The sequence below is a fragment of the Streptomyces incarnatus genome (genome assembly GCF_001027185.1).
Taxonomy (GTDB): Bacteria; Actinomycetota; Actinomycetes; order Streptomycetales; family Streptomycetaceae; genus Streptomyces; species Streptomyces puniciscabiei.
In genome coordinates, this window is record NZ_CP011497.1 from 4,867,619 (window position 1) to 4,894,463 (window position 26,845).

Below are 26,845 nucleotides of genomic sequence, written 5' to 3' on the forward strand. Positions count from 1 at the left end.
CTGTGGGGAGGTCGGGATGAGTGCGACATCGGGCGCCGTCTGGGGCCGAGCCGAGCAGCAGGACTACCGCAGCCGGGTGCGCGGCACCCTGCTCGGGGTCGCCGTGGGCGACGCGCTCGGCGGGCCCGCCGACCCGCTGTCCCTGGAGGAGATACGGGCCGCCTACGGCCCCGAGGGGCTGCTCGACCTGGCCTTCGGGCACGGGCGGCGCGGCACGGTCACCCACCACACCCAGCTCACCCTGTTCAGCGTGGACGGGCTGATAAGGGCCCAGGTGCGCCGGGACACCGGCGCCTGGCACCCGCCGACCGATCTGCACCGGGCGTACCGGCGCTGGGCCGCCACCCAGCGGGACTGGGGGCCCGACGAGCGCCGCAAGGACGACGGCTGGCTGGCCCGTGAGGAGTGGCTGTACGCCCGCCGGGATCCGACCCGGGCGCTGCTCGTCGGGTTCGGCGACGACGCCATGGGCACGCTGGAGGCACCGAAGAACCCCGGCGAGCTGGGGCCGGAGGCGGTGGCCCGGTCCGCGCCCTTCGGGCTGCTGGTCGGCTGGGAGCCGCAGCTCGTCGCGCAGCTGGCGGTGGAGTGCGCCGCCCAGAGCCACGGGCACCCCCTCGCCTACCTGTCGGCGGGCGCGTACGCCGTGATCGTGCACGCGCTGGCCCGGGGCGAGAGCCTGGACGGTGCCGTGCAGCGGGCCCTCGCCCTGCTCGCGGCCCGGCCGGGCCACCAGCCCGTCTCGGACGCCCTGCAGCACGCCCTCGGCGCGGTACGGCAGGGGATCCCGAGTCCGACACGGGTGGAGGAACTGGCCGGCGACGGTACGGCGGACGGGCTGCTGGCGGCGTCCGTGTACTGCGCGCTGGTCGGGGAGGACGTGCGGCACGGGCTGTGCCTGGCGGTGAACCAGAGCGGGCCGTCCGCGGCGGCCGGCGCGCTGACCGGCGGGCTGCTGGGCGCCCTGCACGGCGAGACCGCCCTTCCCCCGGGGTGGCTGGCCGAGCTGGAAGGACGGCCGACGATGCTCGAACTCGCCGACGACTTTGCGATGGAGATGACCCAGGGACCGGCGCTGCATGGTCCGGCGGGGTCGTCGCCGGGCTGGCTGGCCCGGTATCCGCGGGCCTGAGCCGGGCACGAGCGCCGGCGGCCGGGGCCCGGCGGCCAGGGTCCAGGGGCCAGGGCCCGGCGGCCAGGGCCCGGCGGTCACGGCCCGGCGGTCAGGGGGTCCTAAGCCCGGGTGCAGGTGTGCTCCGTCACGCTGCCGTGCTCGTCCACGTGCCTGATGTGCAGGACCCGGTTGGCGTACCTCACCTCCAGCCGCTGACCGGAACCGGTGCCGGCTGTCCCGGGCGGCTGCCAGGGGAGGACCTGGTTCACGAAGGTGCCGACCGCGGCGGGGACGTCGGAGGCGGCGGCGCTCTGTGCGCCGGAGCTGTCACCGCCCATGTCCTCGGGGACGCTCATCACCAGTCGCCCGCCCTGGAGTGCCCAGGTGCCCTTCACCGACTTGCCGCTGCCGCTCATCGACCACGTGCCGTCGCCGATGGCCATGGAGTAGGAGAAGGGGGCTCCGGACGACGGCTTCGAGGTGACCTTCCAGGAGCCGCGGACGAACGCCGCGAACGCCATTCCGGTCACTCCGGGCGTCGGCGACGATCCGCCCGTACCGGTCCAGCCCTTGTGCTTCCCCTTCCCCTTCCCCGTCCCCTGGCTCTTCCCCAGTCCCTTCCCCTTGCTCTGGTCGTTCCCCTTGCACGCCGCCAGCAGCGATGCGCCGACGCCGGCGGTGAGGCAGCGCAGGGCGGTACGGCGGCCCACCAGCCGGGAGGCCGCCCGCCACGCTTCGATGCTCATTCGTTCCCCGTTCCTGCCGATTGCTTGATCAACCGGCAGGCTACAGGGGTCAGTTGGAGGTCCCCACGATGCCGTCCGGGGCTGCCGCGGGTGCCGGGACCGCCGCCGCGCCGTCGCCGTCCGAGTTGACCCGCTCGATGATCGCCAGTCGCTCGGGGGTGTCCTCCGGCTTCACGTAGCCGATCAGGATGTACAGCACCAGGGACACCGCCAGCGGCACCGAGACCTGGTACTGGAGCGGCACCCCGCCGGAGACGTGCCAGCTGATGGGGTAGTTCACCAGCCAGAACGCCAGCAGGCCCGCCGCCCAGCTGGTCAGCGCCGCCGTCGGGCCGGAGCGGCGGAACGGGCGGAGCAGACCCAGCATCATCGGGATCGCGATCGGGCCCATGAGGCCGGCGACCCACTTGATGACGACCGTGATGATGTCCTTGAACGTGGGCGAGTTGACCTGCGTCGCCACCGCCATGGACAGGGCCAGGAAGACGACCGTCGTGACGCGGGCGGCGATCAGCCCCGACCGCTGTCCCCACGCCCGCGCGCGAGCGGACAGCACCGGCGCCACGTCCCGGGTGAACACCGCCGCGATGGCGTTGGCGTCGGAGGAGCACATGGCCATCGTGTGGGAGAAGAAGCCGACGACGACGAGTCCCAACAGGCCGTGCGGCAGCAGCTGTTCGGTCATCAGCCCGTAGGAGTCGGAGCCGTCCGGCTTCTGCGCGTGCACCAGGAGCGGGGACATCCACATCGGGAAGAACAGCACCACCGGCCAGACCAGCCACAGGGCCGACGACAGCCGGGCGGAGCGCTCGGCCGCGTACGCGCTGCCCGTCGCCATGTACCGCTGCGCCTGGTTGAGCATGCCGCCGTTGTACTCGAAGAGCTTGATGAACAGGAACGCCAGCAGGAACACCGTGCCGTAGGGGCCGACGAGCGGCTTGCCGTGGCCGTGCAGCGCGGGCTGGTTCCAGGCGTCGAGGAAGCCGATGTGCTTGTCGTTCAGCTTCAGTACGACGGCGACGAACATCGAGACACCGGCGAGCAACTGGATGACGAACTGGCCGAGTTCGGTCAGCGCGTCCGCCCACAGGCCGCCGATCGTGCAGTACACGGCCGTGATCGCGCCGGTGATCAGGATGCCCTGGTTCAGGGTGACGCCGGTGAACACCGACAACAGGGTGGCGATCGCCGCCCACTTGGCGCCCACGTCCACGATCTTCAGCAGCATGCCGGACCAGGCGAGCGCCTGCTGGGTCGGCAGGTTGTAACGGTTCTTCAGGTACTCCAGCGGGGAGGCCACCTGGAGCCGGGAGCGGAGCCGGTTGATGCGGGGCGCGAACAGCTTCGACCCGATGGCGATGCCGAGCGCGATGGGGAAGGACCAGGTGACGAAGGAGGTGACGCCGTAGGTGTAGGCGATGCCCGCGTACCCGGTGAACATGACCGCGCTGTAGCCCGACATGTGGTGCGAGATGCCGGACAGCCACCAGGGCATCTTGCCGCCGGCCGTGAAGAAGTCGGAGACGTCGTCCACGCGCTTGTGCGACCAGACGCCGATCGCCACCATCACACCGAAGTAGCCGATGAGTACGGCCCAGTCGAGACTGTTCATGTGCTCGATCGTGGGTGCCGCCACGTGAACACGACAAGCGAGCATCAGGTCAAGAGGCGGTAAAGTTGTTCGTTCTGGCGACCCTCATTCACATTCCTGAATGCGTCCGAGTCTGCTCACCGCATCAGCTCACCCGCGTTGACCAGCAGTGACTGACCGGTGATGGCCCGCGCCCGGTCCGAGGCGAGGAACACGACCGCGTCCGCCACGTCCCCGTCGGTCGCCAGCTCGGGCAGGGCCATCCGCTCCGTCAGTCGCCCCAGCACCTCCGCCTCCGGCACGCCCTCCGTCTGCGCGGTGAACCGGACGTACGCCTGCACCGGCGGCCCCCACATCCAGCCCGGCAGCACGGTGTTGACCCGGATCCGCCGCGGCCCCAGCTCCCGTGCCAGCGAGTACATCGCGCTGGTCAGCGCTCCCTTGGACGCGGCGTACGCCGCCTGCCGTACCTGCGAGGGCGCGGCCACCGCCGACTGCGTCCCGATGAACACGACGGACCCGCCCCCGCCCTCCCGCAGCGCCGGCAGGCAGGCCCGCGTCATCCGCAGGGAGCCGAGCAGGTTCACGTCGATGACCGACTGCCACGTCGCGAAGTCCGCGTCCTCGACGCCGCCGAAGTACGAGTCCCAGGCCGCCACCTGCACCACCGCGTCGATCCCCCCGAACCGCTCCCGCGCCAGCGCGGCCAGCGCCGCGCACTGTCCCTCGTCGGTGATGTCCGTCGCCCGGTGCGCGGTGTGGGTGCCGTCCGGATCGATCTCCGCCGCGCTCTTGGCGAGGTTGGCCTCGGTGCGCGCCCCGAGCACCGCGTTCCCGCCGTCCCGTACGACGGCCGCGGCGACCTGGTGACCGAGCCCGGCGCCGACTCCCGATACGACCACTGTCTTGCCTGCGAGCAGGGACATCGGTGCCTCCCGCGGTATGGCGCTTTATCTGACGGGGCGTCAGAGTATGGCCCTGGGCCGGAGAAGGGAACCGCATGAGCGAGGACACCCGCAGCGAGACGTACGCCGAACTGGCCGCCGTCGGGCCGTACGGCGTCCACCCGGGCCACGCCCTGATCACCATGGTCGAACCGCACCCCGGGCACGAGTACGCCTACAACCGCTGGTACGAGGACGACCACTACTACGCCGGCGCGATGGCCATGCCCTGGATGTACGCGGGCCGCCGCTGGGTGGCGACCCGGGATCTGCAGCTCCTGCGCTACCCGGAGAAGTCGGCCGTCGCCCAGCCCGTCACGGTCGGCTGCTACCTCTCCACCTACTGGATCACCGCCGGCCGCTACGACGAGCACATGAAGTGGACCGTCGCCATCAACCGGCGCCTCAACCGCGACGCCCGCGTCTACCACGACCGCACCCATGTCTTCACGGCCTTCCAGGACCACGAGACGACGGTCTACCGCGACGGCGCCGCGGGCCCCCGCGACTTCCACGCCCTGGACCACCCCTACGCCGGGCTGGTGCTGGAGGTGATCGACAGCGAGGCGTCGCGGCAGCGGGCCGAACTGGTGCAGTGGCTGCGCACGCGGCACCTGCCCCGCCGTCTCGCCGGCTCCCCGGCGGCCATGGTCGCGGTCTTCCGGCCGACACCCCTGCCCGGCGACCGCATGACCTACGTCAAGCAGGTCGAGGGCGTCGACACCCGGGTGACCCTGCTGTGGTTCCTGGAGGCCGACCCGAGGGAGTGCTGGGCGGACCACTTCGCCGGGCTGGACACGGAGGTCGCGGAGCCGGGGCTGGGCAGGGTCGAGCTGGTGGCGCCGTTCATCCCGACGGTTCCCGGCACGGACACCTATGTGGACCGGCTGCGCGGCTCTACTTGAGTTCGTCCGGGCAGGGCGTGCCGCGCGGCAGCTGGTACGGCGCGGCCAGCCGATACGTACCGGCGTGCGGCGCGAGCAGCATCGTCCACTTGTCGCCGTTCGCGTCCTGAGGCGTCTCCATCAGGCACCCGTTGACGTTCCGGTACCTCTTCGGCGGCCCGGAGGAGACCAGCTGCGGCGCCTTCAGGCTCTTCCCGTGCTCGTCGACGACGCTCAGCCACGGCGAGTAGGGGATCCTGATCAGGATCCGCCCGGCCTTGCGCACCTGCAGCGTCATCTCGCCCTGATCGGCGCGGTCCACCACCGCGTCGGGCTCGGCGAGCGGCGTCGCATCGGTCACCCGGAACAGCTGCCAGTTGGCGTCGCCCCACACCTGCCGCAGATACGGCATCCCGCGCCGGAGCAGTTGCCGCTCCCGCTCGCCGCCGTCGCCGTCCGGGTTGTCCTTCGGCAGCACGACGAAGTGGACGGCCCAGCGCTGCAGCCACTCGTGGTAGTTCGCCGAGTTGAGGGTGTCGTCGTAGAAGAGCGGGTTGCGCTCCATGTCGGCCTGCCGGTTCCAGCCGCGCGCCAGGTTGACGTACGGCGCGAGCGCGGACGCCTCCCGGTGCGAGCGGGCCGGGACCACCTCCACGCGGCCCTTCTCGGCGCCGGCCCGCTGCAGCTGGTGCACGAGCGGGGCGAGCTCACGGGCCCAGGACGCGGCCGGGGTCGTGTGGATGATGTCGTCCACCGACTTGAAGCCGATCCACCCGGCGAAGCCGACGAGCGCCAGCACGGCCGTGTACCACTTGCGCGACTTCCGCACCGTGAACGGCAGCGCGGCCACCAGCGTCGCACCCGCGAACAGCATCGGCAGCCGGGAGATGTTCGACCCGATCTGTGAGCTGATCAGCCACACCAGGACCACGCCGACGCTGTAGACGGCCGCCGTCAGCCGGACGGTCACCCACTGGCGGGGCGCGACGTACAGGCACAGCAGGCCGGACGACAGGGGCAGGATCACCGAGCCGATCGTCATCGGCTGGGTGCCCGAGAAGGGGAAGAGGAAGTACGAGGCGGCGACCACCACCGTCGGGGCGAGGCCCAGCGCCCAGGCACCCGGCCGCCGCTTCTGCAGGAACAGCGCGACCGCGACCAGCCCGACGAACAGCCCCGACACGGGCGAGGCCATGGTGGACAGACCGGCCAGCGGGGCGGCGACGGCCGCCTTCGCCCAGCGTTTGTACCGCCACCGGTGGGGCCAGCAGAAGACGGCCGCGACCGCGCCGAGCGCGAACATCGTGCCGAGACCGAAGGTCACCCGGCCCGAGATCGCGTTGCACAGCAGCGCGACGACCCCGGCGAGCGACGCCCACAGCGGGTTCCGCACCGCCCGGCTGCGGATCAGGACCAGCGTGAGCAGACCCGCCGACACGGTCCCGGCGATCATCATCGTCGTACGGACACCCAGGACGGCCATCAGATACGGCGACACCACGCTGTACGACACCGGGTGCATGCCGCCGTACCAGGCGAGGTTGTACGCCGAGTCCGGGTGCCGGCCGACGAACTCCGCCCACGCGTCCTGGGCCGCGAGATCGCCGCCGCTGTTCGCGAACGTGAAGAACCAGGCGATGTGCAGGACTCCGGCAAGCGCCGTTATCGACAGCACGGGGTGCTGGAGCAGCCGCTGCCGCAGCGGCTCGGCGGCGGTCAGGAGACGCGCGAGCCTGCCGGAGGGCGCGTCGAGCCGATCACCGTCGGTACGGCCGTCCGGGTGGTCCGTGTGATCCCCGCGACCGTCCGGGTCAGGCTCGGACAGGCGTATTCGCGGGCCGGATCCCGGTCCTGGATCGGCGTCGTCGGCGCGTGTCGGCTCGGCTGTGGCCACCTGAAGGCACTCCCCGTGTCCCGTCTTCTGTTCTCGGCCGTGTTCCACGGTGTTCCCGGCTGCTTCCCGTCCAGTTCGCGGCCCTGTCCCGTGACCGGCGACCTGCCCCGATTCGTGACGCTAGCACGCACCCCGCCGCGGGTCTCCGTCGGCGGGGTGCGTGCTGGTGACACCGGGGTGCGGACTCAGCCCAGACGGGTCAGCTTGGCGCCGAAGCCGGGCTGCGTCAGGTCCTTCTGCAGGGCCACCGGCACCTTGACGGCGCCGGCGGCGGAACCGTCACCCACGGTGAGCGAGCCGACCTCCGTGCCGGCCTTGGCGGTGTGCGGCACCTTGCCGTAGGTGAAGGACAGCTTCACCTGCAGGCCCGCCCAGCCGGCCGCCGTGACGTCCTTCGTGGCCACGACCGGGGTACGGCCGCCGAGACCGTCGTCGACGTAGCCGACCACATCGCCCTTCTTCAGGATCGTCACCGGCTTCAGGGCGCCCTGCGCGGCCCGGATCAGCTTGTCGCCCGCGTCCAGGGCCCCGCTGATGATGGTGTTGTCGAAGCCGCCGGCGGGCTGGCGCAGCACGGCCCCGATGATGGTGCGCGTCTCGCCGCCGACCTGCTGCTTCGCCGCGAAGACCAGGTTGCCGAGGGCGGCGGTCGAGGTGCCGGTCTTGATGCCGACGACGTTGTTGTGGCCGACCAGGCGGTTGTAGTTGGGGTGGTTGACGCCCTTGTGGTCGTTGTACGACATCATCGCCGCGACCTCGCGGAAGACGGGCTGCTGCATCGCGGCGCGGGCCAGCTTCACCTGGTCCACCGCCGTGCTGACCGTGGAGGCGGTCAGGCCCGAGGGGTCGGTGTACTTGGTGTCGGTCATGCCGAGGCTCTTGGCGGCGGTGTTCATCTTCACCGTGAAGGCCTGCTCCGAACGGGAGTCCCAGCGGGCGAGCAGCCGGGCCACGTTGTTGGCGGAGGGCAGCAGGATCGCCTCCAGCGCCTCCCGTTCGGAGATCCGGTCACCGGCCGTGACGCGCACGGTGGACTCCTGGCCCGCGTCCGACTGGGCCTCGGCGGCCTTGTCTATCGTGATCTTCGGACCGTCCTGGCCGCTCTTGAGCGGGTGGTCGCGCAGGATGAGGTACGCCGTCATCACCTTGGCGACGCTCGCGATCGGTACGGGCTTCTGGGCGCCGGAGGAACCGAACGTGCCGATGCCCTGGACGTCGAGCGCGGCCTGACCGTTCGCCGGCCACGGGATGTCGGCCTTGCCGCCGGCGAAGGTGTAGCTGTCCTTCGCGGTGAGGTCGAGGGTGGGGTCGGGGAGCGGGCGCAGGGTCTGTACGACCGCGAAGATGATCGCCAGCAGCAGGACCAGCGGGGTCCAGATCTTGACCCGGCGCACGAGCGTGCGGACCGCGGTCTCCGGCGGCGGGGGCGTGTTCGTCAGCTCCGCCAGGAGGTCCAGCGGGGGCTTCGGGGGGAGGGGCTGCTGGGTGGTGCGCTCGGGGCCGACCTGGGGGACGGGGGTGGTGGCGTCCGGCTTGGCGGCGGGCTCGGCCTGCGGCTTGGCGGCCGGGGCCATGTCGTTCTTGAGCGCCACGAACTTGCTGGTGCGCTCGGAGTCGGACTCCGGGGTCTTCTTGCCGCCGAGCTTGAGCATGGTCGTGGGCTGGTCGACCCGCGGCTCGGGCGTGACGGCCTTGAAGACGGTGGTGGGCTGATCGACGGGCTTCGCCTCCGGCGTGGTTGCCGGTTCGTCGCTCGCCTCGGCTTCGCCTTCGGCGTCGGTGTCGTTCCCACCCGCACCACCCGTGCGGGTCTCGTCGTCGGCTGCGGGTGGCCCCTGCGGGGCGTCCTCGCCGTCGGCGTCCTCGGGCGCGTCTTCGGCCACCGCGGCCTCGGCTTCGCCTTCGCCGCCCTTTGCCTTTGCATCCGCCTCAGCCTCGGCGCCACCGTCCGCGTCGGCCTGTGCCTCGGCCCCGGGGCCACCGTCCGCGTCGGCCTCTGCCTCTGCCTCTGCCTGAGCCTCAGCCCTGGCGTCGTCGTCCGCGTCGGCCTGCGCCTCAGCCCCGGTGTCACCGTCCGCGTCGGCCTCCGCCTCTGCGTTCTCCTCGGCCTCGGAACTGTCCTCCGCGGTCGGCTCCGTGTCCGCGTTCTCGTCGGCCTCGTTGACGGTGTCGGCCTTCTCGTCCGTGTCGGCGGCCGGCTCGGTCTTCGCGTTCGCGTCCGGGGCCTTGTCGGAGGCGGCGTCAGCGTCCGGCTCGGTGTCCGTGTTGGTCTTCGCGTCGGCGTCCGGCTCCGTGCCCGGGTTCGGCTTTGCGTCGGCGACCGGGGACTCGGCGTCGGTCTCGGTCGCCTCGGGCCCGGTCTCCTCGGGCCCGGTCTCCTCCGAGCCGGTCTCCTCCGAGCCGGTCTCCTCGGGCCCGGTCTTCTCGGCCTTGCCCTCTTCGGGGGTCGGCTCATCCGTGGGTGTGGGCTCGGGAGTTGTGGGGGCGGCGGCGCGGACCCAGGAGGAGACCGCGTCGCGGAGGGCGGTGTCCTCCGGGGACGCTTCCGGGGCGGGGGTCTTCGCGTCGCGGACCGACAGGACCTTCGTCGCGGTGTCCACGGCGCTGGACGCGGAATCCTTTTCCCGCGAGACGGCGAGGCGCGGATCGCGTGCCTCGGGAACCGGACCCGCGCTCCCCGACGTCGGTTCTGCCGACGACTCGCGCTGCTTCGACCTGTCGGGGGACTCGCCCGCCACCGATGCCTCCTCATGCGCCGCACGCCCACGCGCGCGCCCTGTCCGAACCATGTACCAGTGTCCTGTGTGAGGGCTTGGCCCCTGCGATAGACGAGAACGACATACCTACCGGTTCCCTCACGAACCGGTCACGCACCCTCGACAGACCAATGTGAGAGGGGTCACCCTGTCATTCATCCACGCGGGGAGGCATGGATGGGCAGGAGCCGCAGAACACTTCCGGAGGAGCTTCTGCTGCTGGCACTGGACCCGGCCACGGGTACCACTGCACAGCCGCAGTCGCTCGACCTCGGTCTGGCCGGAGCACAGCTAGTGGAGCTGGCGCTGGCCGGACGGATAGCCCCAGACGGGGATCGTATCGCCGTGGTGGTGCCACGGCCGACTGGAGATCCGACTTTGGACTGCGCGTTGGAGTTGCTGCGAAGGCGTGGCGCTCCCGTGCGTGCCGTCCACTGGATCGGCGGGCCCCGGCTGGGGCTCAGGCAGACCTACCTCTCGCATCTGGAGCGGTGCGGCATGGTGCATGCCGTGGCGGGCCAGATGTGCGGGGTGCTGCCGACGACTCGCTATCAGGCGACGGACAACGAGATCAGCCGGGAGATCCGAGCCCGGCTGGACTCCGCGATCCGCACCGGCGTACCGCCGGACCCGCGGACCGCGGCGCTCGCCGCCCTGGCGCACGCCGTCGGACTCGGCAAGCACCTGTATCCGGGGAACGAGGGACGCTCGTCCCGGTCCCGGTTGCGGGATCTGATCCGGCACGACCCCATGGGCGGTCTCGTCGCGCACGCCGTGATGGACGTGCAGAACGGCGCGGTGGCACAGCCGCGCCGGGGTGCGGCCGCCGCCGGGCGTCAGGGCGCGGCCGGTGCCAGGTCCGCGGCGGAACCCGCACGCGGGGTTCCGATGCAGCCGCGCCACGGATCCATGGCACGCGCCGTGGCCCACTGAGCCGCACCCCGGTTCCGAGCCCGCGGGAGCCGGTTCCGAGCCGCGGGAGCCGGTTCCGAGCCGGAACCCCGGTTCGCCCAGACCCGTTCGGGAGCCGCTGGTCAGAGCGGGGCGGCGGGATCCTTCCCCGGGATCCCGCCGTCCCGCTCGACTGCGTCCGGGCACCCCATCGGGTGGCGAGCCGTGGCGAACTGACGCGTACGCGCCGCATATCCACCATTTCCCAGCGGTAGAAAGCACCTTGGTGGCAGTCTGCTCTGCAGCAGATACGGAAAGTGTTAAGTAAACAGGCAGGCAGCCGGAGGTGCACGTCCCGTGGCGTCCAATGTCAATCCCACCGTCAGGCGGCGCCGGCTGGGCCAGGAGCTGCGCAGGCTCCGCGAGCTCAAGGGCATGACGGCCGAGGAAGTGGCCGAGCGTCTGCTCGTGTCGCAGTCGAAGATCAGCCGGCTGGAGAACGGCCGCAGAAGCATCAGCCAGCGCGACGTGCGCGACCTGTGCGGGGTGTACGAGGTCGAGGACCAGCGGATCGTCGACTCGCTGATGGAGATGGCCCGGGACTCCCGGCAGCAGGGATGGTGGCACACCTTCGGGGACATCCCCTACAGCGTCTACATCGGTCTGGAGACCGACGCCGAGTCGCTCAGGGTGTACGAACCCCAGCTGGTCACCGGTCTGTTGCAGACCCGCGCCTACGCGGAGGCGTTGGTGCAGGGCGCGCTGCCGGAGACGTCGACGGCCGAGATCGAGAAGCGTGTGCAGGTGCGCATGCGCCGACAGGAACGTATCACCGCCGAGAACAACCCGCTCCGGCTGTGGGTCGTGCTCGACGAGGCGGCGCTGAAGCGCGTCGTGGGCAGCAAGCTGGTGATGCGCGAGCAGCTGGACCATCTGATCGAGATGTCCCAGCTGCCGCACGTCACCGTGCAGGTGCTGCCGTTCGAGGTGGGCGCGCATCCGGGGCTCAACGGCCAGTACGCGATCCTGGAGTTCGCCGACGCGGCCGACTCCAGCGTGGTGTACCTGGAGGGCGTCACCAGCGACCTGTACCTGGAGAAGGCCCAGGACGTGCAGAAGTACGCCGTGATGTACGAGCATCTGCGGGCACAGTCCCTCAATGTGGAGCAATCCCGGCAATTCATTGCGAAGGTGGCCAAAGAGTACGCCGAATGAGCGGCTGTCACGGAGGGCGCCGGATCTTACACCGAAGGTCCACTCCAATGGAAGGTCACCCCGGAATATGCCATCCGGTTGAGTGAACGACTACTCCGGCGGGGGCAGTTGCCCGGTAGCGTCGATCACGCCAATCAGTCGACAAGGTTGGCGTGAACCGCACTACCGCAACTCGCAACAGGAGTGGACATGGCACTGATTCAGGGCGCTTCGGAGACGTGGATGAAGTCTTCCTATTCCGCGGGCAACGGCGCCTGCGTCGAGGTCAAGTCGCCCACCGACGCCGAACTCGCCGTCCGTGACTCCAAGGTCCCCGAGGGCCCGGTCCTGGCCTTCCCCACCGACGCGTGGAACGCCTTCGTGACCTCGGTCAAGGCCTAGGGGGCCCTCCCTGACCTTCGTCAGTGAGACCTCCCGACGAAAACAACTTCACAAGCACCACCAGATGAGCCCTCTCGACCAGTCGCCGTCCTTGCCGAGAGGGCTCGGTCATGCCGTCGGGCCGGCCCCCGCCGGCGCGTGTCACCGCACAGGGAACGCCACGTCGCACACCGGGTCGTGCGGGCCCGCCGCGTCCCAGTCCGCGAAGTAGATCTCGCGGCAGGGTCCGGCCATCTCCAGGCCCTCGCCCGCCATCCACTGCTCGACCGCCTCGAAGGCGGCCAGGATCTGCGGGTGGGCCACCTGGGCCTTGGTGATCCGCGTGTAGGCCAGCCGGGCCGCCGACTCCACCCGTACCGCCGTCTTCCAGGCCCGCCCCCGCCCGGCGGCCCACGCCCGCGCCGCCGCCTCGTCGGCCACCGGCACACAGGACTCGGCCGGGCCGTCGCTCTCCATCGACACCTCGGAGTGGTAGACCACGAACGGCGCGCCCGTCATGCCCCCGCACTCCCGCGCCGCCGCCTCCAGGCGCCCGAACGACACACCGATCCACGTCGGCAGCTCGTCCGCCAGCGTGTGCCGCGACTCGGTGATCACCACCTGCGCCGGTACGTCCACGGTCTCGATCACGAACTTCTCGTACATCTCCGGACTCCTCCCGGACAGCCGTCCACGGAGGTACTCGGCGAGCGTCCGCTGCCCGGCCACCCGGCTCTCCACGTCCGCCCAGTAGGCGGCGAGCCGGCCGGCGGCCTCCGGCCCCTCGGCGCCGAGCACCTCGGCGATCCGGGCCAGCGGCATGTCCAGCTGCCGCAGCAGCGCCACCAGCCGGGCGCGCTCGACCTGATCGGCGCGGTAGTAGCGGTAGCCGGTGCCGTCGTCGACATGGGCCGGCGCCAGCAGGCCGAGCCGGTCGTACAGGCGCAGCGCCTTGGCCGACAGGCGGGCCCGCGCGGCGAACGCGCCGATGGTGAGCAGGCCGTCGGTGCGTCGGTCGCCGGCGAGCGGGCCGCCCGTGAGCTGGTCGTCGTCCACCGTGTCATCCTCCGTCACCGGGCGGATCCGCCGCCCGGTGACAGGGACGCTCGGCCCTGCCCCAGGGGCAAGGTCAAGCGGTGCTCAGCCGAGCTGGGCCTCGATGGCCGCCACGACCGCGTCCGCCTCCGGCTCGGTCTGCGGGGAGAACCGGGCGACGACCGTGCCGTCCCGCCCGATCAGGAACTTCTCGAAGTTCCAGCGGATGTCGCCGCTGTGCCCCTCGGCGTCGGCGAAGCCCACCAGGCGCTCGTACAGCGGGTGCCGGCCCTCGCCGTTCACCTCGACCTTCTCGGTGAGCGGGAAGGTCACGCCGTACGTCGCCGAGCAGAACTCCGCGATCTCCTCCGCGGTGCCGGGCTCCTGCCCGAGGAACTGGTTGCAGGGCACGCCCAGCACGGTGAAGCCACGCGCCGCGTACCGCTCCTGGAGCTTCTCCAGGCCCGTGTACTGGGGGGTGAGGCCGCACTTGGAGGCGACGTTGACGACGAGGACCGCCTTGCCGGCGTATTGGGCGAGGTCGGCGGGGCCGCCCTGGAGGGCGCCGATTTCGACATTCAGTACGTTGGTCATGTGGGGAGCCTAGACGCCCCACGGGGTGCCGGGACCGGCCGCCGGGCGGCTGCGGCTTCGTCGTGGCTGGTCGCGCAGTTCCCCGCGCCCCTTACGGGGCGCTCAGCCTGCGGGCAGTCGTGCCCCCCAGAGCCTTAAGGGCCTGCCTCCGTCAGTACGTCCCCCGCCGCCGTCCTCACGTACAGCACCGAGCGCCCCGCCCTCCGCCGCTCCACCAGCCCCGACTCCCGCAGCACCTTCAGGTGGCGCCCCACCGAGCCCAGCCCCTGCCCCGTCACCGCCGTCAGCTGGGTGGTGCTCATGGGGGAGGCGAGGAGGAGCAGAACCTCGGCGCGGGCCTGACCGAGCAGGGCGCCCAGGGCGGACGGGACGGTCCTGGTGCCCGCGTCGGCTAGGGCACCGGAGCACGGGTAGACCGCCGCGTACCGCACCCCGTCGTCCCAGGCGACCCAGCCCGCCCGCTGCACGGTCACCGGCACGAAGAGCAGCTCGGCACCGGAGATCTCCCGGGGCGGGTACTCGTGCAGGTTGATCTGGAGCCGGTTCTCGCCGAGCCAGCGGGTGCGTCCGGGGCGGATCGCGTCGAGGACACTCGCCCAGCCGCCCCGGCTCACCTGCGCGGTCCGCGCGACCACGTCCGCCTCCAGCACCCGCCGGCGCCGCTCCCAGGACGGCCGTACGGTCGCCTCCCACACCCATTCCAGGAGGGCGGCCGCCCGCTCGGGCAGGTCGTCGCGGTCCAGCTCGGCGGGGAGCGGGCCGGCGAGCGCGGTGCGCAGATGGGCGCGGGCCGCGTCCGGCGCGGTGGCGCGGACCCGGGCGGCCTCGGCCCCGAAATCCTCGTCGCCGCGGGGTGCCGGGGTCAGGAAGTCGGCGATCCACTCCCGGCCGAGCCCCGCCCGTACCAGCAGCGCCGTGACCGGCTCCGCCGCCAGCCGCGCCCGGTAGGCGGGCAGATGGGTGCGCAGCCACGCGTGCTCACCGGGATGCGCGGCGTCCGCCGTGTGCAGCAGCATCAGACAGGCGAAGGTCTCGGCGAGCGGCGAGACGACGAACCGGCTGCGGGCGAGCGTGTCCGCGTTGAGCTGCCACAGCCCCATCCCGGCGCACCTCCCCCTCACGGCCGTACGACCTTTCGCGCTGCGGCGAAACAATAACGAGCCCGGCGGTGCCCCGCCGAGACTCCCGGCATGTCCAGCTACCGATCCCTGTTCCGCACCCCGGAGTTCACCCCGCTCTTTCTCGGCTCGGCCGCGCAGACCGCCGCGCAGACCGTCGGCGGGCTGGCCCTGGCCACGCTCGTGTGGCGGGCCACCGGCTCGCCGCTGCTGTCCGCGGTGAGCATGTTCGGCCCGTCGCTCGCCCAGGTGCTCGGCGCGACCTTCCTGCTCTCCGGCGCCGACCGGCTGCCCCCGCGTACGGCGCTGTCCCTGATCGCGCTGGCCTTCGCGGCCGGTACGGCGGTGCAGGCGGTGCCCGGTCTGCCGGTCGGCGCGGTCTTCGGCGTCGTGCTGGTGCTGGGTCTCGTGGCCTCGCTCGGCGGCGGGGTCCGCTGGGGCCTGCTGAACGAGATCCTCACCAAGGACGGCTATCTGCCGGGGCGTTCGCTGTTCAACATGATGAGCGGGCTGATGCAGATCGCCGGTTTCGCCACCGGCGGCGCCCTGCTCGGGACGCTCTCCCCGCGTGTGTGCCTGCTGCTGTCGGCGGCGCTGTACCTGCTGGCGGCGCTCGCCCTGCGCCTGGGCCTGACCGCCCGCCCGCCCCGGAGCGGGGGCCGCCCCTCCCCGTCGGCGACCTGGCGCACCAACGCCCTGCTGTGGTCCGCCCGCCCGCGCCGCCTCACCTACCTGAGCCTGTGGCTGCCCAACGGCCTGGTCGTCGGCTGCGAGTCCCTGTACGTGTCGTACGCGCCGCACGCCGCCGGAACCCTGTTCGCCTGCGGGGCGTTCGGCATGTTCGCCGGCGATGTGACGGTGGGCCGGCTGCTGCCGCCGGCGGTACGGCGCCGCCTGGCCACCCCGCTGCTGCTCCTGCTGGCGACGCCGTACCTGGTGTTCTGCGCGCACCCGCCGCTGCCGGTGGCGGCGGTGTGCGTGACGGTCGCCTCCGCGGGCTTCGGCGCGAGCCTCGTCCAGCAGGAGCGGCTGATGGACCTGACCCCCGGCGAACTCGCCGGCCAGGCCCTGGGGCTGCACTCCTCCGGCATGCTGACCATGCAGGGGGTGAGCGCCGCGCTGGCCGGCGCGGTGGCCCAACTCACCTCGCCCGCCGCCGGGATGACGGTGATGGCGGCGGGCTCGGTGGGTGTGACGCTGGCGCTGGCTACGGCTGCTCGGCGCTCTGCGGAGCCGGGGCCGCGGGAGCCTGGGCCTGCTGCTGCCGAGGCACGCTGACGTCGGCGTCGAGCTTCTGCGCGGCCCGGTCGAAGTAGCGCAGCAGCTCGACGGGGAAGGGCATCACGAGGGTCGAGTTCTTCTCGGCGGCGACCTCGACGACGGTCTGCAGGAGCCGCAACTGCATGGCCTCCGGCGTGTCCGCCATGATCCTGGAGGCGTTGGCGAGCTGCTGTGCGGCCTGGAACTCACCGTCGGCGGTGATGACCCGGGCCCGCCGCTCCCGCTCGGCCTCGGCCTGCCGCGACATGGACCGCTTCAGCGACTCGGGCAGCTGGACGTCCTTGATCTCGACGCGGTCGATGTGGATGCCCCATCCCGCGGCCGGGCTGTCGATCATCAGGGCGAGCCCCTCGTGCAGCCGCTCGCGATCGCTCAGCAGGTCGTCCAGGTCGCTCTTGCCGATGATGGAGCGCAGCGAGGACTGGGCGACCTGCCCGACGGCGAAGACGTAGTCCTGGACCTCGACGGCCGCGCGCAGCGGGTCGGTCACCCGGAAGTAGACGACCGCGTCGACCTTCACCGACACGTTGTCCTTCGTGATGCCTTCCTGGGTGGGCACGGGCATGGTCACGACCTGCACGTTCACCTTGCGCATGCGGTCGGCGAAGGGGATCAGGAAGGTGATGCCCGGCTGCCGGTGACCCGGCAGGGCCTTGCCCCACCGGAACACGACCCCGCGCTCCACCTGGTTGACCACCCGCATACCGCTCTTCAGCACGAGCAGCGCCAACAGCGCCACCACGACGACCGCCACCACGGTGCCTTCCATGGCACTCCATTTCCTCGCAACGGCACGGACACCGGGAAGGACACCGGCGGTGGCCGGATGGATGCGGCCGCCGCGTCATGAATGCGTCAAGGTTCCGGCCCCGCCGTCACCACTCGTCGCGGTCGCAGATCACCCGGAAACTGCCCACGACACCGTCGTCACCGAAACCGAACAAGCCCTCGTGGCCGGTGCGGGTCACCACGCCACTGGTCTCGCCGTGGGGACCGACGACGGCGACCGGGCCGCCGTTGTCACAGTTGAAGCCCCGGAACACCTCGATGAACTTCCGGCTGTCGTTGAACACGCTGAAGCTGCCGGAGCCCAGTCCGCCGCCCGTGGTGATACAGCCCTCGGCGGAGGCGGAGTACGCACGGTCGTTGAAGTAGATCCGCCCGCCGTCCCCGTGGCCACGGCCATGGCCGCGCCCGCCGCCGTCGCGTCCCTCGCTCCTGTCTCCGCCGGCTCCCTTGTCGCCGGACGAGGCCGCGGCAGGAGCGGCTCGTTGCACGGGCTTTGCCGCCGGGGAGACGGGCTTTGCCGCCGGGTGGGCAGGCTTGGCCGCCCGATGGACGGATGCGGCCGCCCGATGGACGGACGGGGCCGCCGGTGCGGACGCGACGGTCGAAGAGCCGGCCCCGACGGTCGAGGCGTAGGTGATGCCGGCAGCGGCAAGGACGGCTGCGCCCACTCCGGCGCCGACCACGGCAAAAGTACGCGAGGGCATGTCGCTTCTCTCTGTCTCACGGACGTCGGCCGGCCGACCGACCTGCGACGAACGTACCGACAGCTGACATACACGGCATTCCGGGCATGTCCAGGGTGTGACGCCATGAGCCGGCCGGGTGGCACCGTGGCGCGCACCAGCCGCCACCGTCGTGGGCGTCATCGCTGGTGGCGTCGTGGGCCGGCGCAGCCAGAACCGCCAGTGGCTCCAGGAGTCGCGGACCGCTGCCTACGAGAAATTCCTCCAGGCGTTCGGCGCCGTGGAGATGGAGCTCCGCGAGGCCTTCGTCGACAGACGCGCACCCGCCGTCGTCTGGGGCCCGTTCAACGCCGCTCTGCAGTCGATGTCCCTGGTGGCAAGCTGGGACGCCATGGCGGCGGCCGAGCGGATCTGCTGCTTCGTCGAGGAGTTCACGATCCTGTTCCATGGCCGGCAGCCGTCGGATCTGGAGGAACTCCGCCCGATCCACGGCGGGTTGTACGAGGCGCACCTGAGGTTCGTCAACGCGGCCCGCCGCTCACTCGATCCCACCCAGGAACACCTCGTCCAGGCGCTGGGCGGACCGTCGGCCTGGCACGGGGTCGAGTCCGCCTGGGCCCCTGGAGACGGGGTGGCGGGACAGGTCCCGGATCACTCTTGATCGCCAGGTACTTTGCCCTCGTACGCCGCCTGGAGGCGCCCCGTCCGGTGCCTGGCCCGTCCGGCACTTGACGGATGCCGACGGCACGGTTCCGCCGCCGAGCGACGGTGGCGGCCCGCCGGCTCATGCACCACAAGGTCTCAGTTCAACGTGCCGCCGAAGCGGAGCTTCCACGGAGTGAGCGCGGATTCGAGCTGCACGCACAGGCTCATCTTCGATGTGCCCTGCACGCGTTCTTCGAAGCGGATGGGCACTTCGAGGAGGGGCAGCCCCTGTTTGACGGTGCGGTAGTTCATCTCGACCTGGAAGGAGTAGCCGTTGCTGCGGATCGACGGCAGGTCGATCGCTCGCAGTGTCCCGGCCCGCCATGCCTTGAATCCGGCGGTGGCGTCCTTCACGTGCAGCCGCAGGATCGCGTTGACGTAGAGGTTGGCCCAGGCCGACAGGGCCTTGCGGTGCCACGGCCAGTCGGCGGCGGTCGAGCCGCCCGCCACGTAGCGGGACCCGAGCACCACCGCGGCGTCCTTCGTCAGCAGGGTGTCGACCATGGCCGGGATCGCCGAGGCCGGATGGGAGAGGTCGGCGTCCATCTGGAGCACGACGTCGGCACCCTCGTCCAGCGCACGGGTCATTCCGGCCAGGTAGGCGCGGCCGAGTCCGTCTTTGGCGGTGCGGTGCAGCACGCCGACGGTGTCCGGTGACTGGGCGGCGAGTCTGTCGGCGACCTCGCCGGTGCCGTCGGGAGAGTTGTCGTCGACCACGAGCAGGTGCAGGTTGGGCACCGGCAGGTCCGCGAGCAGGCCGGCCAGGACGGGCAGGTTGTCCCGCTCGTTGTAGGTCGGCACGACGACGACCTTCGGGGACACGGCGCTCATCGGCAACTCCTGGGTCAGGGGGCAGAGGCCGGGAACGGTTCGGCGATACCGGCACCCGGCGTGCGCGGAGCGCTGGTCGCACTCCCATGGCTGGGGACTATGCCCTCTTCTGCCGTAGATCGTGGCCGGCGCTGAGGGCCGTGGCGGCCAGAAGGCCCAGTGCCGTGCTCTCGGCCAGGGAGCCGGGGCGAAGAGTGGTGGCGGCGAGGAGGTTCTGGCTCGCCGCGAGTGTCAGTCCGGTGCCGATGCACAAAAGGGCTGTGGACAGCCGGCGTGTGCTCGGCAGGTGCGCGGTGCGGGAGATGCGGGCGATGAGGACGCACAGGCGAAGTGCGGCGAAGGCGAGGGTGAGCCAGTAGGAGGTGACCGTGGCGGCCTCGGTGATGCCGGTGAGGTGTTCGGTTCGGCCGCTCCATGCCGTCAGGCACAGGGCCGCGACCGCGGCGGCCGGGGCCGCCAGGGTCCGGGCCGCCGCGGTGGTCAGGTGGCGGAGGGCTGCGCCGTGCAGGGGTGGCAGCGGTGCGGCGAGGGCGATGCCGGTCAGGAGCGGGAGGAGCCACAGGCTGGTCGGCGGGTGGTGGAGGTCGGCCGTGAGGGTGGTGGAGGGTTCGGCCGAGCGCAGCAGCAGCCCGGTGGCCGCGGTGAGCGCGAACAGGGCGACGGTCAGCACGCGGCGGGTCTGTCCGCTGGACGTCTCGGGCCAGTCGCCGGGGTGCAGCCACAGCCGCGCGGCCCCGGCGAGGGTGTCGGGCCAGGACCGGATGCCCGACGCGGACACCTCGTGGCGGATGTCCTCGCCCCATCGCTGGCGTACGGCGGGTGGGTAGAGCCGGGTCAGCACCGTGGCCGCGTTCATGCCGGGGTGATCCCGAGCGCGCGCAGGCCGGCGGCGGAGACCCTTGCCAACTGCTCGAGTTCGGCGCGCAGTTGGTCGCGGCCCGCGTCGGTGATCCGCAGGGTGCGGTGGCGTTCCTGGGCCTCGGCCGCCTGGTCCGCGGGCCGGATCAGCCCGCGTCCCTCCAGGCGGGACAGGGCGCCGTAGAGGCTGCCGGGGCCGAGTCTGCGGCCGGTGAGTTCCTCGATCGCGGTGTTGATGGCGTACCCGTGCCGCGGGCCGTCCGCGAGGACGGTGAGCACGAGCATCTGGGCGTCGTTGCTGTGCATGGGCCTCCTTCCTCCGATCCACATACTACGAACCGCGATACTACTTGTCACGTAGTACGGGACGCGTACTATGGCGGCTCATGGAACACGTGAAGGAGAACGGCCGGGCTTCCTCGGCCGTGGTCTGGGCGAGCCTCGGCGCGGCCGGTGTGTTCGAGGCGTTGACGGTGCTGGCGACCCAGGACAAGTCGGTCAGGGCGGCAAGCCCGTGGCAGGACGACCCGTACGACGTGATGGTGTCCCTGGCTCAGTTCGCGGTGCCGATGCTCGCCCTGGTGATCGCGTCACGGCTGCTCGCGTGGCGTGCGCCGGGCGGGGTGGACCGGGTGCGGCAGACGGTGCGTGCGGCGGGGGCGATGGTCACGCTGGTCGGGCTCACGGTGGTGTCCGAGTGGGCCGCGGTCGTCGCCAGGGCGCCTGCCGCGTCCTCGGGGACCTGGGCATCGGTGCTGATCGGCGGGCTGGTCGTCAACTCCGTACTCACCGTGGCCGTTGCGGTGTTGCTCGTGCGAGGCCACCGAGGCCACCGAGGGCACGGCCCGGCCGGCCCATGGCGGCATGACTGGCTCGGCGACGCCGTCTTCCTCTGCCGACGGATTCCCGTACTGCGGCGCGGGGCCGGTCCGGACGCGGCGGTCTGGGTGCGCCGTCACACGATGACGGTGTTCGTCACGCTGAGCACGCTGGCCGCGGCGGCCCTCACCAGTGCGCAGGCCATCGGCGAGGGCTGGACGGATCCGCTGCTCACCGCCTGGTTCCTGGTCGTCACGGCGACCTCCGACCTCGCGTTCTGCGTGATCAGCAACGCGGTCGCCGGATTCGTCGCACGGCCGCCGCGCACCCGGGCACGCCGTATCGCCGAGGCATCGGCCGTCGCCGGGTGTGTCGCGATCAGTGTGGCGACGGCGTTCCGTGACGCACTGTGGCCGGTGTTCGGGACGGGCACGCTGACGTCCGTACCGGCCCTGGCCGCCCTCACGCTCGGCGCGGGTCTGGCCACGTCCCTGGTCACAGCCGCTCTCCTGCTCGCCTGCTTCCCGTACGACGTCTCCGGCTCACGCCGCCGCTTCGGCGGGGCCGCCCCCCTTCGACGACCGGACAAGCACCGGTGAAAGGCGTGACGATGCAACCGTCCACACCGCACGACCGAGCGACACCGGCGATCCGCGCCCGCGAGCTGTCCAAACGGTACGGACGCAGGCAGGCCGTCAGCGGGCTCGGCCTCACCGTGGAAGCCGGCCAGATCTGCGCGCTGCTCGGCCCGAACGGGGCGGGCAAGACCTCCACGATGCGGATGCTGGTCGGCCTGTCGTCCCCGGACACCGGCAGCGCGCGCATCCTGGGCGAACCGGTCCGCCTGGGCGCGGACGTGCTGCGCAGGGCCGGTGTGCTCATCGACGGCCCGGCGTTCGTGCCGCACCTCACCGGCCGGGCCAACCTGCGGCTCCTGTGGTCGGCGACAGGGCAGGCATGGCCGCCGCCCGCGCTGGACGACGCCCTGGACCTCGCCGGTCTCGGCGGGGCGCTCGACCGCAAGGTCAAGGGCTATTCGATGGGGATGAAGCAGCGGCTGATGCTGGCCCAGGCCCTGATGCGGCAGCCGGACGTACTGATCCTGGACGAGCCCGCCAACGGACTGGACCCCGGCGAGGTTCGGGCCCTGCGCGAGTACCTGGGGGAGCTGGCCCGACGCGGGGCCGCCGTACTCGTCTCCAGCCACCAGCTCGCCGAGGTGCAGCAACTGGCCACCCACGTCGTCGTGATGAACCACGGCCGGCTGATCGCCGCCGGACCGATGGACGAACTGCTCGGCGCCGCCGGCACCTACCGCCTCCAGGTCGACGACACCGAGCAGGCCGCCGCCGTACTGCGCGCACTGCCCGGCGTCGCGACGGTCACGACGCGGCGGGACGAGATGGTCGTCACCGCGCCCGGCACGCACTCCCGCGACCTGGTACGCGCGCTGGTCACGGAGGGCATCGGCGTCACGTCCGTGCAGCAGGAGAGCAAGTCCCTGGAAGAGGCGTTCCTGACCATGACCGAAGGAGCCGGCGAGCATGCTGCGCGTTGAACTGACCACCCAGCTGCTGCGGATCCGCACGCTCGTCGTGCTCGCCTTTCTGGCCGCCGTCCCCGTCCTGTCCGCCTTTTCGTACGCATCCGAGGCCGGGCATCGCAACGGCCGTCAGACCGGCCTGTTCGGCGCCTCCCCCTACTCCGCGCTCAACCACGCCATGGCGAGCATGGCGTTCATCGAACCGCTGCTCCTCCCGATCATGGTGGCCTTGCCGGCCGCCGCGATCGCCTCGTCCGACCGGGAGTGGGGAACCCTGCGCTACCTGTACGTCGCGCCCGTGAGCCGAGCACGCCTGCTGGCGGCCAAGCTCGGCGCTCTGGCCGTGGTGACCGCGATCGCCACCTCGTGTGTGCTGACGGCCGGAGTGCTCGCCGGCGTCGCCGTCTACGGCTGGCACCCGTTCCACATCATCGGCGCCCCGGATCTCACCGGCGGTGAGACGGCCACCCGCGTCCTGTCGGCGACCGGCTACTGCCTGCTGTGCATGCTGAGCATCGCGACGATCGCGTTCACCCTGGGACTTCTCCTGCCCCGCGGCATCGAGGCCCTCGGCGCCGTGGTCGCCTTCGTGATCGCAGCCGGCATCCTCAACGGCTCGCACGCCCTGCACGCCGTGCAGATCGTCCTGCCCGTGCACTACTGGCGGGACTGGACCCGTCTCTTCGACCCCTCGGGGACCGCCCACCTCGGCATCGGCATCGTGGCGCAGGTGGCCACGATCACCCTGGCCACCGGCGCCGCCGTCCTCGTGCTCGTCCGACGGGACCCCGCGGCGTGACACCCGCTCCGCCCCCGACGCCCGAGCTCCGCGACGAGCACGGCCATGCGACGGGCGGCTATGCCTCGGCCAGACGATGGAGAACGTCACCGCCGCGAGAAAGGGGCCCCGCGCGAGATGGCTCAGCCAGGTCTCCGCCGCCCGGTCGCTGACATGGCCGGCCTCGACCGCGCGCCGGGTGGTGCGTTCAAGGCCGAGGATCTTGTCCGCGGCCTGGACGTCCCGGAAGACAGGTGTGACAGGGATGACCGTGGGCACCCTGAAGCCGCTCTCGGCCGCCAGGCGCGCCAGTTGCCTGCCGACCCCGGCGTTGCGGACCACCCGTTCGGCCACATGACGGGTGTAGGCATGCGTCAGGTCGCTGTCCGGATGGTCGACGGCGAGGGTTTCCCCGTCGGGCTCGCCCATGACGAGCCGCCCGACCGGCCGCAGGACCCGGCGGATCTCACCGAGCGCGGCCAGGGGATCGGCGACGTGCTGCAGGACCCGGCCGGTGCGGGCGCGGTCGGCGGTGTGGTCGGGCATCGGCAGGTCGTGGATGTCCGCGTGCCGGACGTCCACCACGGCCTCACCAGCGGTGCGGGCCCGCGCGGCGCCCACCATGGTCCGGTCGTGGTCGACGCCGACGACGGCACCGGCCGGGGTGACTGCCTGGGCGAGCGCCTCAAGGGCGGTACCGGGGCCACAGCCGAGGTCGAGCACCCGGTGTCCGGCACGCAGGCCGAGTTCGTCGAGCATCCGCCGCTTGTAGGAGCGGCCGAGACCGCTGGTGGCGAGCCGGTCGAGAGAGCCGACGGGATCGGGCCTGGTCGTCTCGAACGCGGAGGATGTCATGCGCCCCAGTCAACAACTGCCCGGTCGGCCATACGGGTTGGTATCACGACAACATATGGCTCGACGCTTCGAACCGTACCGATGCGCTACTCCGGATCGGTGTCTTCGTTGAAATCGCCCAAATGCACAGGGGCTCGATCAAGGCCCACGCCCGACAGCGCATCGGGCAGGAGAGAGGCCATTCCCTTCGGCCGGACGGTCTCCGCGGTGGTGGCGAGTTCCGCCGCCGACCACCAGCGATGCCCGTAACTGGCCTCCCGCGTCCGGACGTTCATCCCGCGGACCTCGTCGGCCGTGACGCGGGCAAGGCGGTATTCCTCGTACTGGTCGATGACATGGCCGTCGACGCTGAAGATCGCCTGCCGGGTCCAGACGACGGGGCTCAGGCGCCCGACGGGAAGCGACAGCGCCGTCTCCTCCCAGACCTCCCGCACGGCAGCCTGGGGATAGTTCTCGCCGTCCTCGACGCCACCACCGACGGTGAACCACCATCGTGCCCCTGGCCTGCGCGGATCACGGCCGCACAGCAGGAGCAGACGATCGTCGCCGTCCACCAGGAGAACACGGGAAGTCCACCGCCGCGTCAGCGTCATGGGCCCTGATGCTATCCACGGATCACATGGTGAGGAGGAGGACTTGACTCTCCCGCGCAGGGAGAGGGCGGCCGGGCCGCGGTGAGGCCGGTGCGGAGGGCGCTGTGCCTGGGTGCGCCGGTACGGCGCGGTTGGTGACCGGTCCTGTACAGGCCCGTGGGACCGGCCACCAACCCAAGTCCCGGACCCTCCTCAGAAGCGGTGGCTGCGGAGGTCGCCCAGCAGGGTGCCGAGTTGCTTCTCCTGCTCGGCGGCCGGCGCCGGCTGGATGTTGCCGTGGTCGATGGCGTACGTCTTGAGGACCTCGTCCATCTGGTTGTCGAGCAGCGTCCAGGTCGTGTTGTTGACCGCCTGCAGCGAGGTGGCGTCGGCGTCCCAGTCGTCGCGCATCTTCTGCACGGTGGCGTGGGAGGCCGCGGCCGTCCCGGCCCGGTCCTGAGCGATCGCCGTCTGGGCGAGCTTCTCGTACTTCGCCACCGCCGCTGTCGTCTGGTCGGCGGTCAGGGCCGCCTTCGGGCAGGCCGGCATCGTCTCGCTCTGACCGGTCGGGTCGCAGGTGACGTGGGGTTGGTTGTGGGCCCAGATCATCAGCGCGACGGTGCCGGCGGCGATCACCGCGAAGCCTCCGAGCGCGACGCGCTCCCTGCGCGCGTTGGTGACCGACGGCTCGTGCGTCGTCCCGGAGGCCTCGGCGACGTCCCTGCGGCTGATCGTCAGGTAGATGACCGTGGCCAGGATGGCGCCGAGGAAGACCAGGCTGGTGGTGAAGGTGCCCAGGCCGAGTCCCACCGGGTCGCCGGGGTTGGCCGCGGTCTTCGGGGAGGCGAGCCAGTCACCGATGTTGGCACCGAGCGGCCGGGTGAGGATGTAGGCGAGCCAGAACGACAGAACCGGGTTGGCGCCGAACTTCCACAGTGCGGTGATCGACGCGATGAGGCCCAGCGGCAGGAGCACCGACTGCGCGGGCGTCCAGTTGGTCAGCTCCAGCGTCCAGTCACCGAGGGCGGTGCCCAGCGCGAACGTCACCAGGACGGTCAGCCAGTAGAACGCCTCACGCGGGAAGGTCGTGATGCTGTGGATCGACAGGGTCCGCTCGCGCAGCCACCAGACTCCGAAGACGACGGCCAGCAGGACCGAGAACACCGTCGAGCTGAGCCACAGCGCGACGTGCTGCTTGTCGGTGAGCATGTCGGTGTACAGCGTGCCCGTGACACTGACCACCACCACCGTGAGCCAGTACGGGAACGGGACGTAGCGCTTCGTACGGAACTGGATCGCCAGCACGATCGCGAAGACCGCGGTGAACAACAGCATCGTGTTGGTCAGGCCGAAGCCCAGCGTCTCGTTGATGTAGTCGGCGAAACTCTCGCCGACCGTCGTGCAGAGGATCTTGATGATCCAGAACCAGACCGTGACCTCGGGCACCTTGTTCAACAGGCGGCTGCCCGCGGCATGACGAGCAGTCGCGGTAGTCGTCGAAGTTGTCATGCAATCCTCACATGGACGGGTGGCAGCACAGAGGGGGCGCCCCTCGCGTCTGCGGACGGTAACTGTCTACACGCGTGTAGACAAGCGTGGCCTTGAGCCTCGCGCGGGCCGAGGAAAAGGTGCGCCACCCCGGGTCATGAGATGTGACGCAGGACACGCCTTTACTGCCTGCGCCGCCCGGCGGGGAGGCGCCGATGCCTCTCAGGGAGCGGTGTCGGCCGAAATTCCGGGAACTTCGTCCCGGAGTTCAACCTGAGAAGCGTGCGAATGCGCGTCGCCCCTCCACCTCTGGAACCACCGGACTCTCAGGCGTTTCATGGGTCATACCGCACGACTGTGCCAGCGGGAACCTGAACACATCCTGACTGTGGCCCGTTGATCACTCGCAGGCCCGTTGATCACTCGCGTCACACGAGCAGAACGGGTCACACGAGCAGAACGGGTCACACGAGCAGAAGGGCACTCCTCGCCCGGCGGTCG

Annotated in this window: 25 protein-coding genes and 1 pseudogene; 10 read left to right on the top strand and 16 right to left on the bottom strand. The window is 71.3% G+C overall.

Going from position 1 to position 26,845, the window contains the following annotated elements:
* Positions 1–16: 16 nt before the first annotated feature.
* Entirely contained in the window at positions 17–1,132 is a 1,116-nt protein-coding gene (locus ABB07_RS21955; RefSeq protein ID WP_208900304.1) for an ADP-ribosylglycohydrolase family protein, read from the top strand.
* A gap of 101 nt (positions 1,133–1,233) precedes the next feature.
* Here ABB07_RS21955 and ABB07_RS21960 read toward each other — a convergent pair whose 3' ends face one another.
* The 3 genes from ABB07_RS21960 to ABB07_RS21970 all read right to left on the bottom strand — a co-directional run bounded on the left by ABB07_RS21960 (position 1,234) and on the right by ABB07_RS21970 (position 4,377).
* Positions 1,234–1,860, bottom strand: a complete 627-nt coding sequence (locus ABB07_RS21960; RefSeq protein WP_208900305.1) for a hypothetical protein — start codon at positions 1,858–1,860, stop codon at positions 1,234–1,236.
* Positions 1,861–1,909: 49 nt separating this feature from the next.
* A complete protein-coding gene (locus ABB07_RS21965) occupies positions 1,910–3,472 on the bottom strand; it encodes a sodium:solute symporter family protein (RefSeq protein WP_208900306.1) in 1,563 nt (520 codons plus the stop codon).
* A 116-nt stretch (positions 3,473–3,588) separates the two neighbouring features.
* Positions 3,589–4,377, bottom strand: a complete 789-nt coding sequence (locus tag ABB07_RS21970) for an SDR family oxidoreductase (protein WP_208900307.1) — start codon at positions 4,375–4,377, stop codon at positions 3,589–3,591.
* A 74-nt stretch (positions 4,378–4,451) separates the two neighbouring features.
* Between ABB07_RS21970 and ABB07_RS21975 the strand changes: the two genes are divergently transcribed.
* Positions 4,452–5,300 (top strand): hypothetical protein, encoded by an 849-nt coding sequence (locus ABB07_RS21975; RefSeq protein WP_208900308.1) that lies wholly within the window; start codon positions 4,452–4,454, stop codon positions 5,298–5,300.
* Here ABB07_RS21975 and ABB07_RS21980 read toward each other — a convergent pair.
* Together ABB07_RS21980 and ABB07_RS21985 are read right to left on the bottom strand one after the other, a co-directional pair.
* Complete coding sequence (locus tag ABB07_RS21980; protein WP_208900309.1) at positions 5,293–7,173, bottom strand: MFS transporter; 1,881 nt, start codon at positions 7,171–7,173, stop codon at positions 5,293–5,295. The two genes, ABB07_RS21975 and ABB07_RS21980, sit on opposite strands and share 8 nt — an antisense overlap.
* Before the next feature lie 185 nt (positions 7,174–7,358).
* Positions 7,359–9,911 (bottom strand): D-alanyl-D-alanine carboxypeptidase, encoded by a 2,553-nt coding sequence (locus tag ABB07_RS21985; protein ID WP_208900310.1) that lies wholly within the window; start codon positions 9,909–9,911, stop codon positions 7,359–7,361.
* A gap of 195 nt (positions 9,912–10,106) precedes the next feature.
* On the opposite strand from ABB07_RS21985, the gene ABB07_RS21990 reads away from it, so the two are divergent.
* The 3 genes from ABB07_RS21990 to ABB07_RS22000 all read left to right on the top strand — a co-directional run bounded on the left by ABB07_RS21990 (position 10,107) and on the right by ABB07_RS22000 (position 12,416).
* On the top strand, positions 10,107–10,862 hold the full coding sequence (locus ABB07_RS21990; protein WP_208900311.1) for a GOLPH3/VPS74 family protein: 756 nt from the start codon (positions 10,107–10,109) through the stop codon (positions 10,860–10,862).
* A gap of 315 nt (positions 10,863–11,177) precedes the next feature.
* Positions 11,178–12,035 (top strand): helix-turn-helix domain-containing protein, encoded by an 858-nt coding sequence (locus ABB07_RS21995; protein WP_208900312.1) that lies wholly within the window; start codon positions 11,178–11,180, stop codon positions 12,033–12,035.
* 189 nt (positions 12,036–12,224) lie between these two features.
* Positions 12,225–12,416 (top strand): DUF397 domain-containing protein, encoded by a 192-nt coding sequence (locus ABB07_RS22000; RefSeq protein WP_208900313.1) that lies wholly within the window; start codon positions 12,225–12,227, stop codon positions 12,414–12,416.
* 141 nt (positions 12,417–12,557) lie between these two features.
* Here the strand turns inward: ABB07_RS22000 and ABB07_RS22005 are convergent, their stop codons facing one another.
* The 3 genes from ABB07_RS22005 to ABB07_RS22015 all read right to left on the bottom strand — a co-directional run bounded on the left by ABB07_RS22005 (position 12,558) and on the right by ABB07_RS22015 (position 15,124).
* Complete coding sequence (locus ABB07_RS22005; protein ID WP_425264751.1) at positions 12,558–13,469, bottom strand: MerR family transcriptional regulator; 912 nt, start codon at positions 13,467–13,469, stop codon at positions 12,558–12,560.
* Positions 13,470–13,535: 66 nt separating this feature from the next.
* Positions 13,536–14,024 (bottom strand): glutathione peroxidase, encoded by a 489-nt coding sequence (locus tag ABB07_RS22010; protein WP_208900314.1) that lies wholly within the window; start codon positions 14,022–14,024, stop codon positions 13,536–13,538.
* Positions 14,025–14,158: 134 nt separating this feature from the next.
* A complete protein-coding gene (locus ABB07_RS22015; RefSeq protein ID WP_208900315.1) occupies positions 14,159–15,124 on the bottom strand; it encodes an ArsR/SmtB family transcription factor in 966 nt (321 codons plus the stop codon).
* A 90-nt stretch (positions 15,125–15,214) separates the two neighbouring features.
* Between ABB07_RS22015 and ABB07_RS22020 the strand changes: the two genes are divergently transcribed.
* A complete protein-coding gene (locus ABB07_RS22020) occupies positions 15,215–16,420 on the top strand; it encodes an MFS transporter (protein ID WP_208900316.1) in 1,206 nt (401 codons plus the stop codon).
* Here ABB07_RS22020 and ABB07_RS22025 read toward each other — a convergent pair.
* Together ABB07_RS22025 and ABB07_RS22030 are read right to left on the bottom strand one after the other, a co-directional pair.
* Positions 16,350–17,192, bottom strand: coding sequence for a slipin family protein (locus ABB07_RS22025; protein WP_208900317.1), 843 nt, complete (start codon positions 17,190–17,192; stop codon positions 16,350–16,352). The two genes, ABB07_RS22020 and ABB07_RS22025, sit on opposite strands and share 71 nt — an antisense overlap.
* Positions 17,193–17,298: 106 nt before the next feature.
* Positions 17,299–17,916, bottom strand: coding sequence for a hypothetical protein (locus ABB07_RS22030; protein ID WP_208900318.1), 618 nt, complete (start codon positions 17,914–17,916; stop codon positions 17,299–17,301).
* 118 nt (positions 17,917–18,034) lie between these two features.
* On the opposite strand from ABB07_RS22030, the gene ABB07_RS22035 reads away from it, so the two are divergent.
* Positions 18,035–18,556: a hypothetical protein gene (locus ABB07_RS22035; RefSeq protein ID WP_208900319.1), complete on the top strand. Its 522-nt coding sequence runs from the start codon at positions 18,035–18,037 to the stop codon at positions 18,554–18,556.
* Positions 18,557–18,696: 140 nt separating this feature from the next.
* On the opposite strand, the gene ABB07_RS22040 is transcribed toward ABB07_RS22035, so the two are convergent.
* From ABB07_RS22040 to ABB07_RS22050, 3 genes are all read right to left on the bottom strand, one after another.
* Positions 18,697–19,431 (bottom strand): polyprenol monophosphomannose synthase, encoded by a 735-nt coding sequence (locus ABB07_RS22040; RefSeq protein WP_208900320.1) that lies wholly within the window; start codon positions 19,429–19,431, stop codon positions 18,697–18,699.
* Positions 19,432–19,528: 97 nt separating this feature from the next.
* Positions 19,529–20,287: a hypothetical protein gene (locus ABB07_RS22045; protein ID WP_208900321.1), complete on the bottom strand. Its 759-nt coding sequence runs from the start codon at positions 20,285–20,287 to the stop codon at positions 19,529–19,531.
* Entirely contained in the window at positions 20,284–20,595 is a 312-nt protein-coding gene (locus ABB07_RS22050; RefSeq protein WP_208900322.1) for a PadR family transcriptional regulator, read from the bottom strand. Before ABB07_RS22050 ends, ABB07_RS22045 begins: the two co-directional genes overlap by 4 nt.
* An 80-nt stretch (positions 20,596–20,675) precedes the next feature.
* Between ABB07_RS22050 and ABB07_RS22055 the strand changes: the two genes are divergently transcribed.
* From ABB07_RS22055 to ABB07_RS22065, 3 genes are read left to right on the top strand one after another with little or no spacing between them, the layout of a single operon-like run.
* Entirely contained in the window at positions 20,676–21,707 is a 1,032-nt protein-coding gene (locus tag ABB07_RS22055; RefSeq protein WP_208900323.1) for a hypothetical protein, read from the top strand.
* Between the two features lie 11 nt (positions 21,708–21,718).
* Positions 21,719–22,666, top strand: coding sequence for an ABC transporter ATP-binding protein (locus ABB07_RS22060; RefSeq protein ID WP_244189786.1), 948 nt, complete (start codon positions 21,719–21,721; stop codon positions 22,664–22,666).
* Positions 22,653–23,450 (top strand): ABC transporter permease, encoded by a 798-nt coding sequence (locus ABB07_RS22065; protein ID WP_208900325.1) that lies wholly within the window; start codon positions 22,653–22,655, stop codon positions 23,448–23,450. The genes ABB07_RS22060 and ABB07_RS22065 overlap by 14 nt, the downstream gene beginning before the upstream one ends.
* 267 nt (positions 23,451–23,717) lie before the next feature.
* On the opposite strand, the pseudogene ABB07_RS40945 reads toward ABB07_RS22065, so the two are convergent.
* The 3 genes and pseudogenes from ABB07_RS40945 to ABB07_RS22080 form a co-directional block, all read right to left on the bottom strand.
* Positions 23,718–24,284: pseudogene (locus tag ABB07_RS40945) on the bottom strand (methyltransferase domain-containing protein); the annotation flags it as partial.
* 86 nt (positions 24,285–24,370) lie between these two features.
* Positions 24,371–24,877 (bottom strand): NUDIX hydrolase, encoded by a 507-nt coding sequence (locus ABB07_RS22075; protein ID WP_208900326.1) that lies wholly within the window; start codon positions 24,875–24,877, stop codon positions 24,371–24,373.
* Between the two features lie 192 nt (positions 24,878–25,069).
* Positions 25,070–26,365, bottom strand: coding sequence for a COG4705 family protein (locus ABB07_RS22080; RefSeq protein ID WP_208900327.1), 1,296 nt, complete (start codon positions 26,363–26,365; stop codon positions 25,070–25,072).
* Positions 26,366–26,845: the final 480 nt, after the last annotated feature.

Coding starts and splice junctions, on each gene's coding strand:
- ABB07_RS21955 (WP_208900304.1), top strand. CDS start 17: ATGAGTGCGACATCGGGCGCCGTCTGGGGCCGAGCCGAGCAGCAGGAC.
- ABB07_RS21960 (WP_208900305.1), bottom strand. CDS start 1,860: ATGAGCATCGAAGCGTGGCGGGCGGCCTCCCGGCTGGTGGGCCGCCGT.
- ABB07_RS21965 (WP_208900306.1), bottom strand. CDS start 3,472: ATGAACAGTCTCGACTGGGCCGTACTCATCGGCTACTTCGGTGTGATG.
- ABB07_RS21970 (WP_208900307.1), bottom strand. CDS start 4,377: ATGTCCCTGCTCGCAGGCAAGACAGTGGTCGTATCGGGAGTCGGCGCC.
- ABB07_RS21975 (WP_208900308.1), top strand. CDS start 4,452: ATGAGCGAGGACACCCGCAGCGAGACGTACGCCGAACTGGCCGCCGTC.
- ABB07_RS21990 (WP_208900311.1), top strand. CDS start 10,107: ATGGGCAGGAGCCGCAGAACACTTCCGGAGGAGCTTCTGCTGCTGGCA.
- ABB07_RS22000 (WP_208900313.1), top strand. CDS start 12,225: ATGGCACTGATTCAGGGCGCTTCGGAGACGTGGATGAAGTCTTCCTAT.
- ABB07_RS22010 (WP_208900314.1), bottom strand. CDS start 14,024: ATGACCAACGTACTGAATGTCGAAATCGGCGCCCTCCAGGGCGGCCCC.
- ABB07_RS22015 (WP_208900315.1), bottom strand. CDS start 15,124: ATGGGGCTGTGGCAGCTCAACGCGGACACGCTCGCCCGCAGCCGGTTC.
- ABB07_RS22020 (WP_208900316.1), top strand. CDS start 15,215: ATGTCCAGCTACCGATCCCTGTTCCGCACCCCGGAGTTCACCCCGCTC.
- ABB07_RS22025 (WP_208900317.1), bottom strand. CDS start 17,192: ATGGAAGGCACCGTGGTGGCGGTCGTCGTGGTGGCGCTGTTGGCGCTG.
- ABB07_RS22030 (WP_208900318.1), bottom strand. CDS start 17,916: ATGCCCTCGCGTACTTTTGCCGTGGTCGGCGCCGGAGTGGGCGCAGCC.
- ABB07_RS22040 (WP_208900320.1), bottom strand. CDS start 19,431: ATGAGCGCCGTGTCCCCGAAGGTCGTCGTCGTGCCGACCTACAACGAG.
- ABB07_RS22045 (WP_208900321.1), bottom strand. CDS start 20,287: ATGAACGCGGCCACGGTGCTGACCCGGCTCTACCCACCCGCCGTACGC.
- ABB07_RS22050 (WP_208900322.1), bottom strand. CDS start 20,595: ATGCACAGCAACGACGCCCAGATGCTCGTGCTCACCGTCCTCGCGGAC.
- ABB07_RS22055 (WP_208900323.1), top strand. CDS start 20,676: ATGGAACACGTGAAGGAGAACGGCCGGGCTTCCTCGGCCGTGGTCTGG.
- ABB07_RS22060 (WP_244189786.1), top strand. CDS start 21,719: ATGCAACCGTCCACACCGCACGACCGAGCGACACCGGCGATCCGCGCC.
- ABB07_RS22065 (WP_208900325.1), top strand. CDS start 22,653: ATGCTGCGCGTTGAACTGACCACCCAGCTGCTGCGGATCCGCACGCTC.
- ABB07_RS22075 (WP_208900326.1), bottom strand. CDS start 24,877: ATGACGCTGACGCGGCGGTGGACTTCCCGTGTTCTCCTGGTGGACGGC.
- ABB07_RS22080 (WP_208900327.1), bottom strand. CDS start 26,365: ATGACAACTTCGACGACTACCGCGACTGCTCGTCATGCCGCGGGCAGC.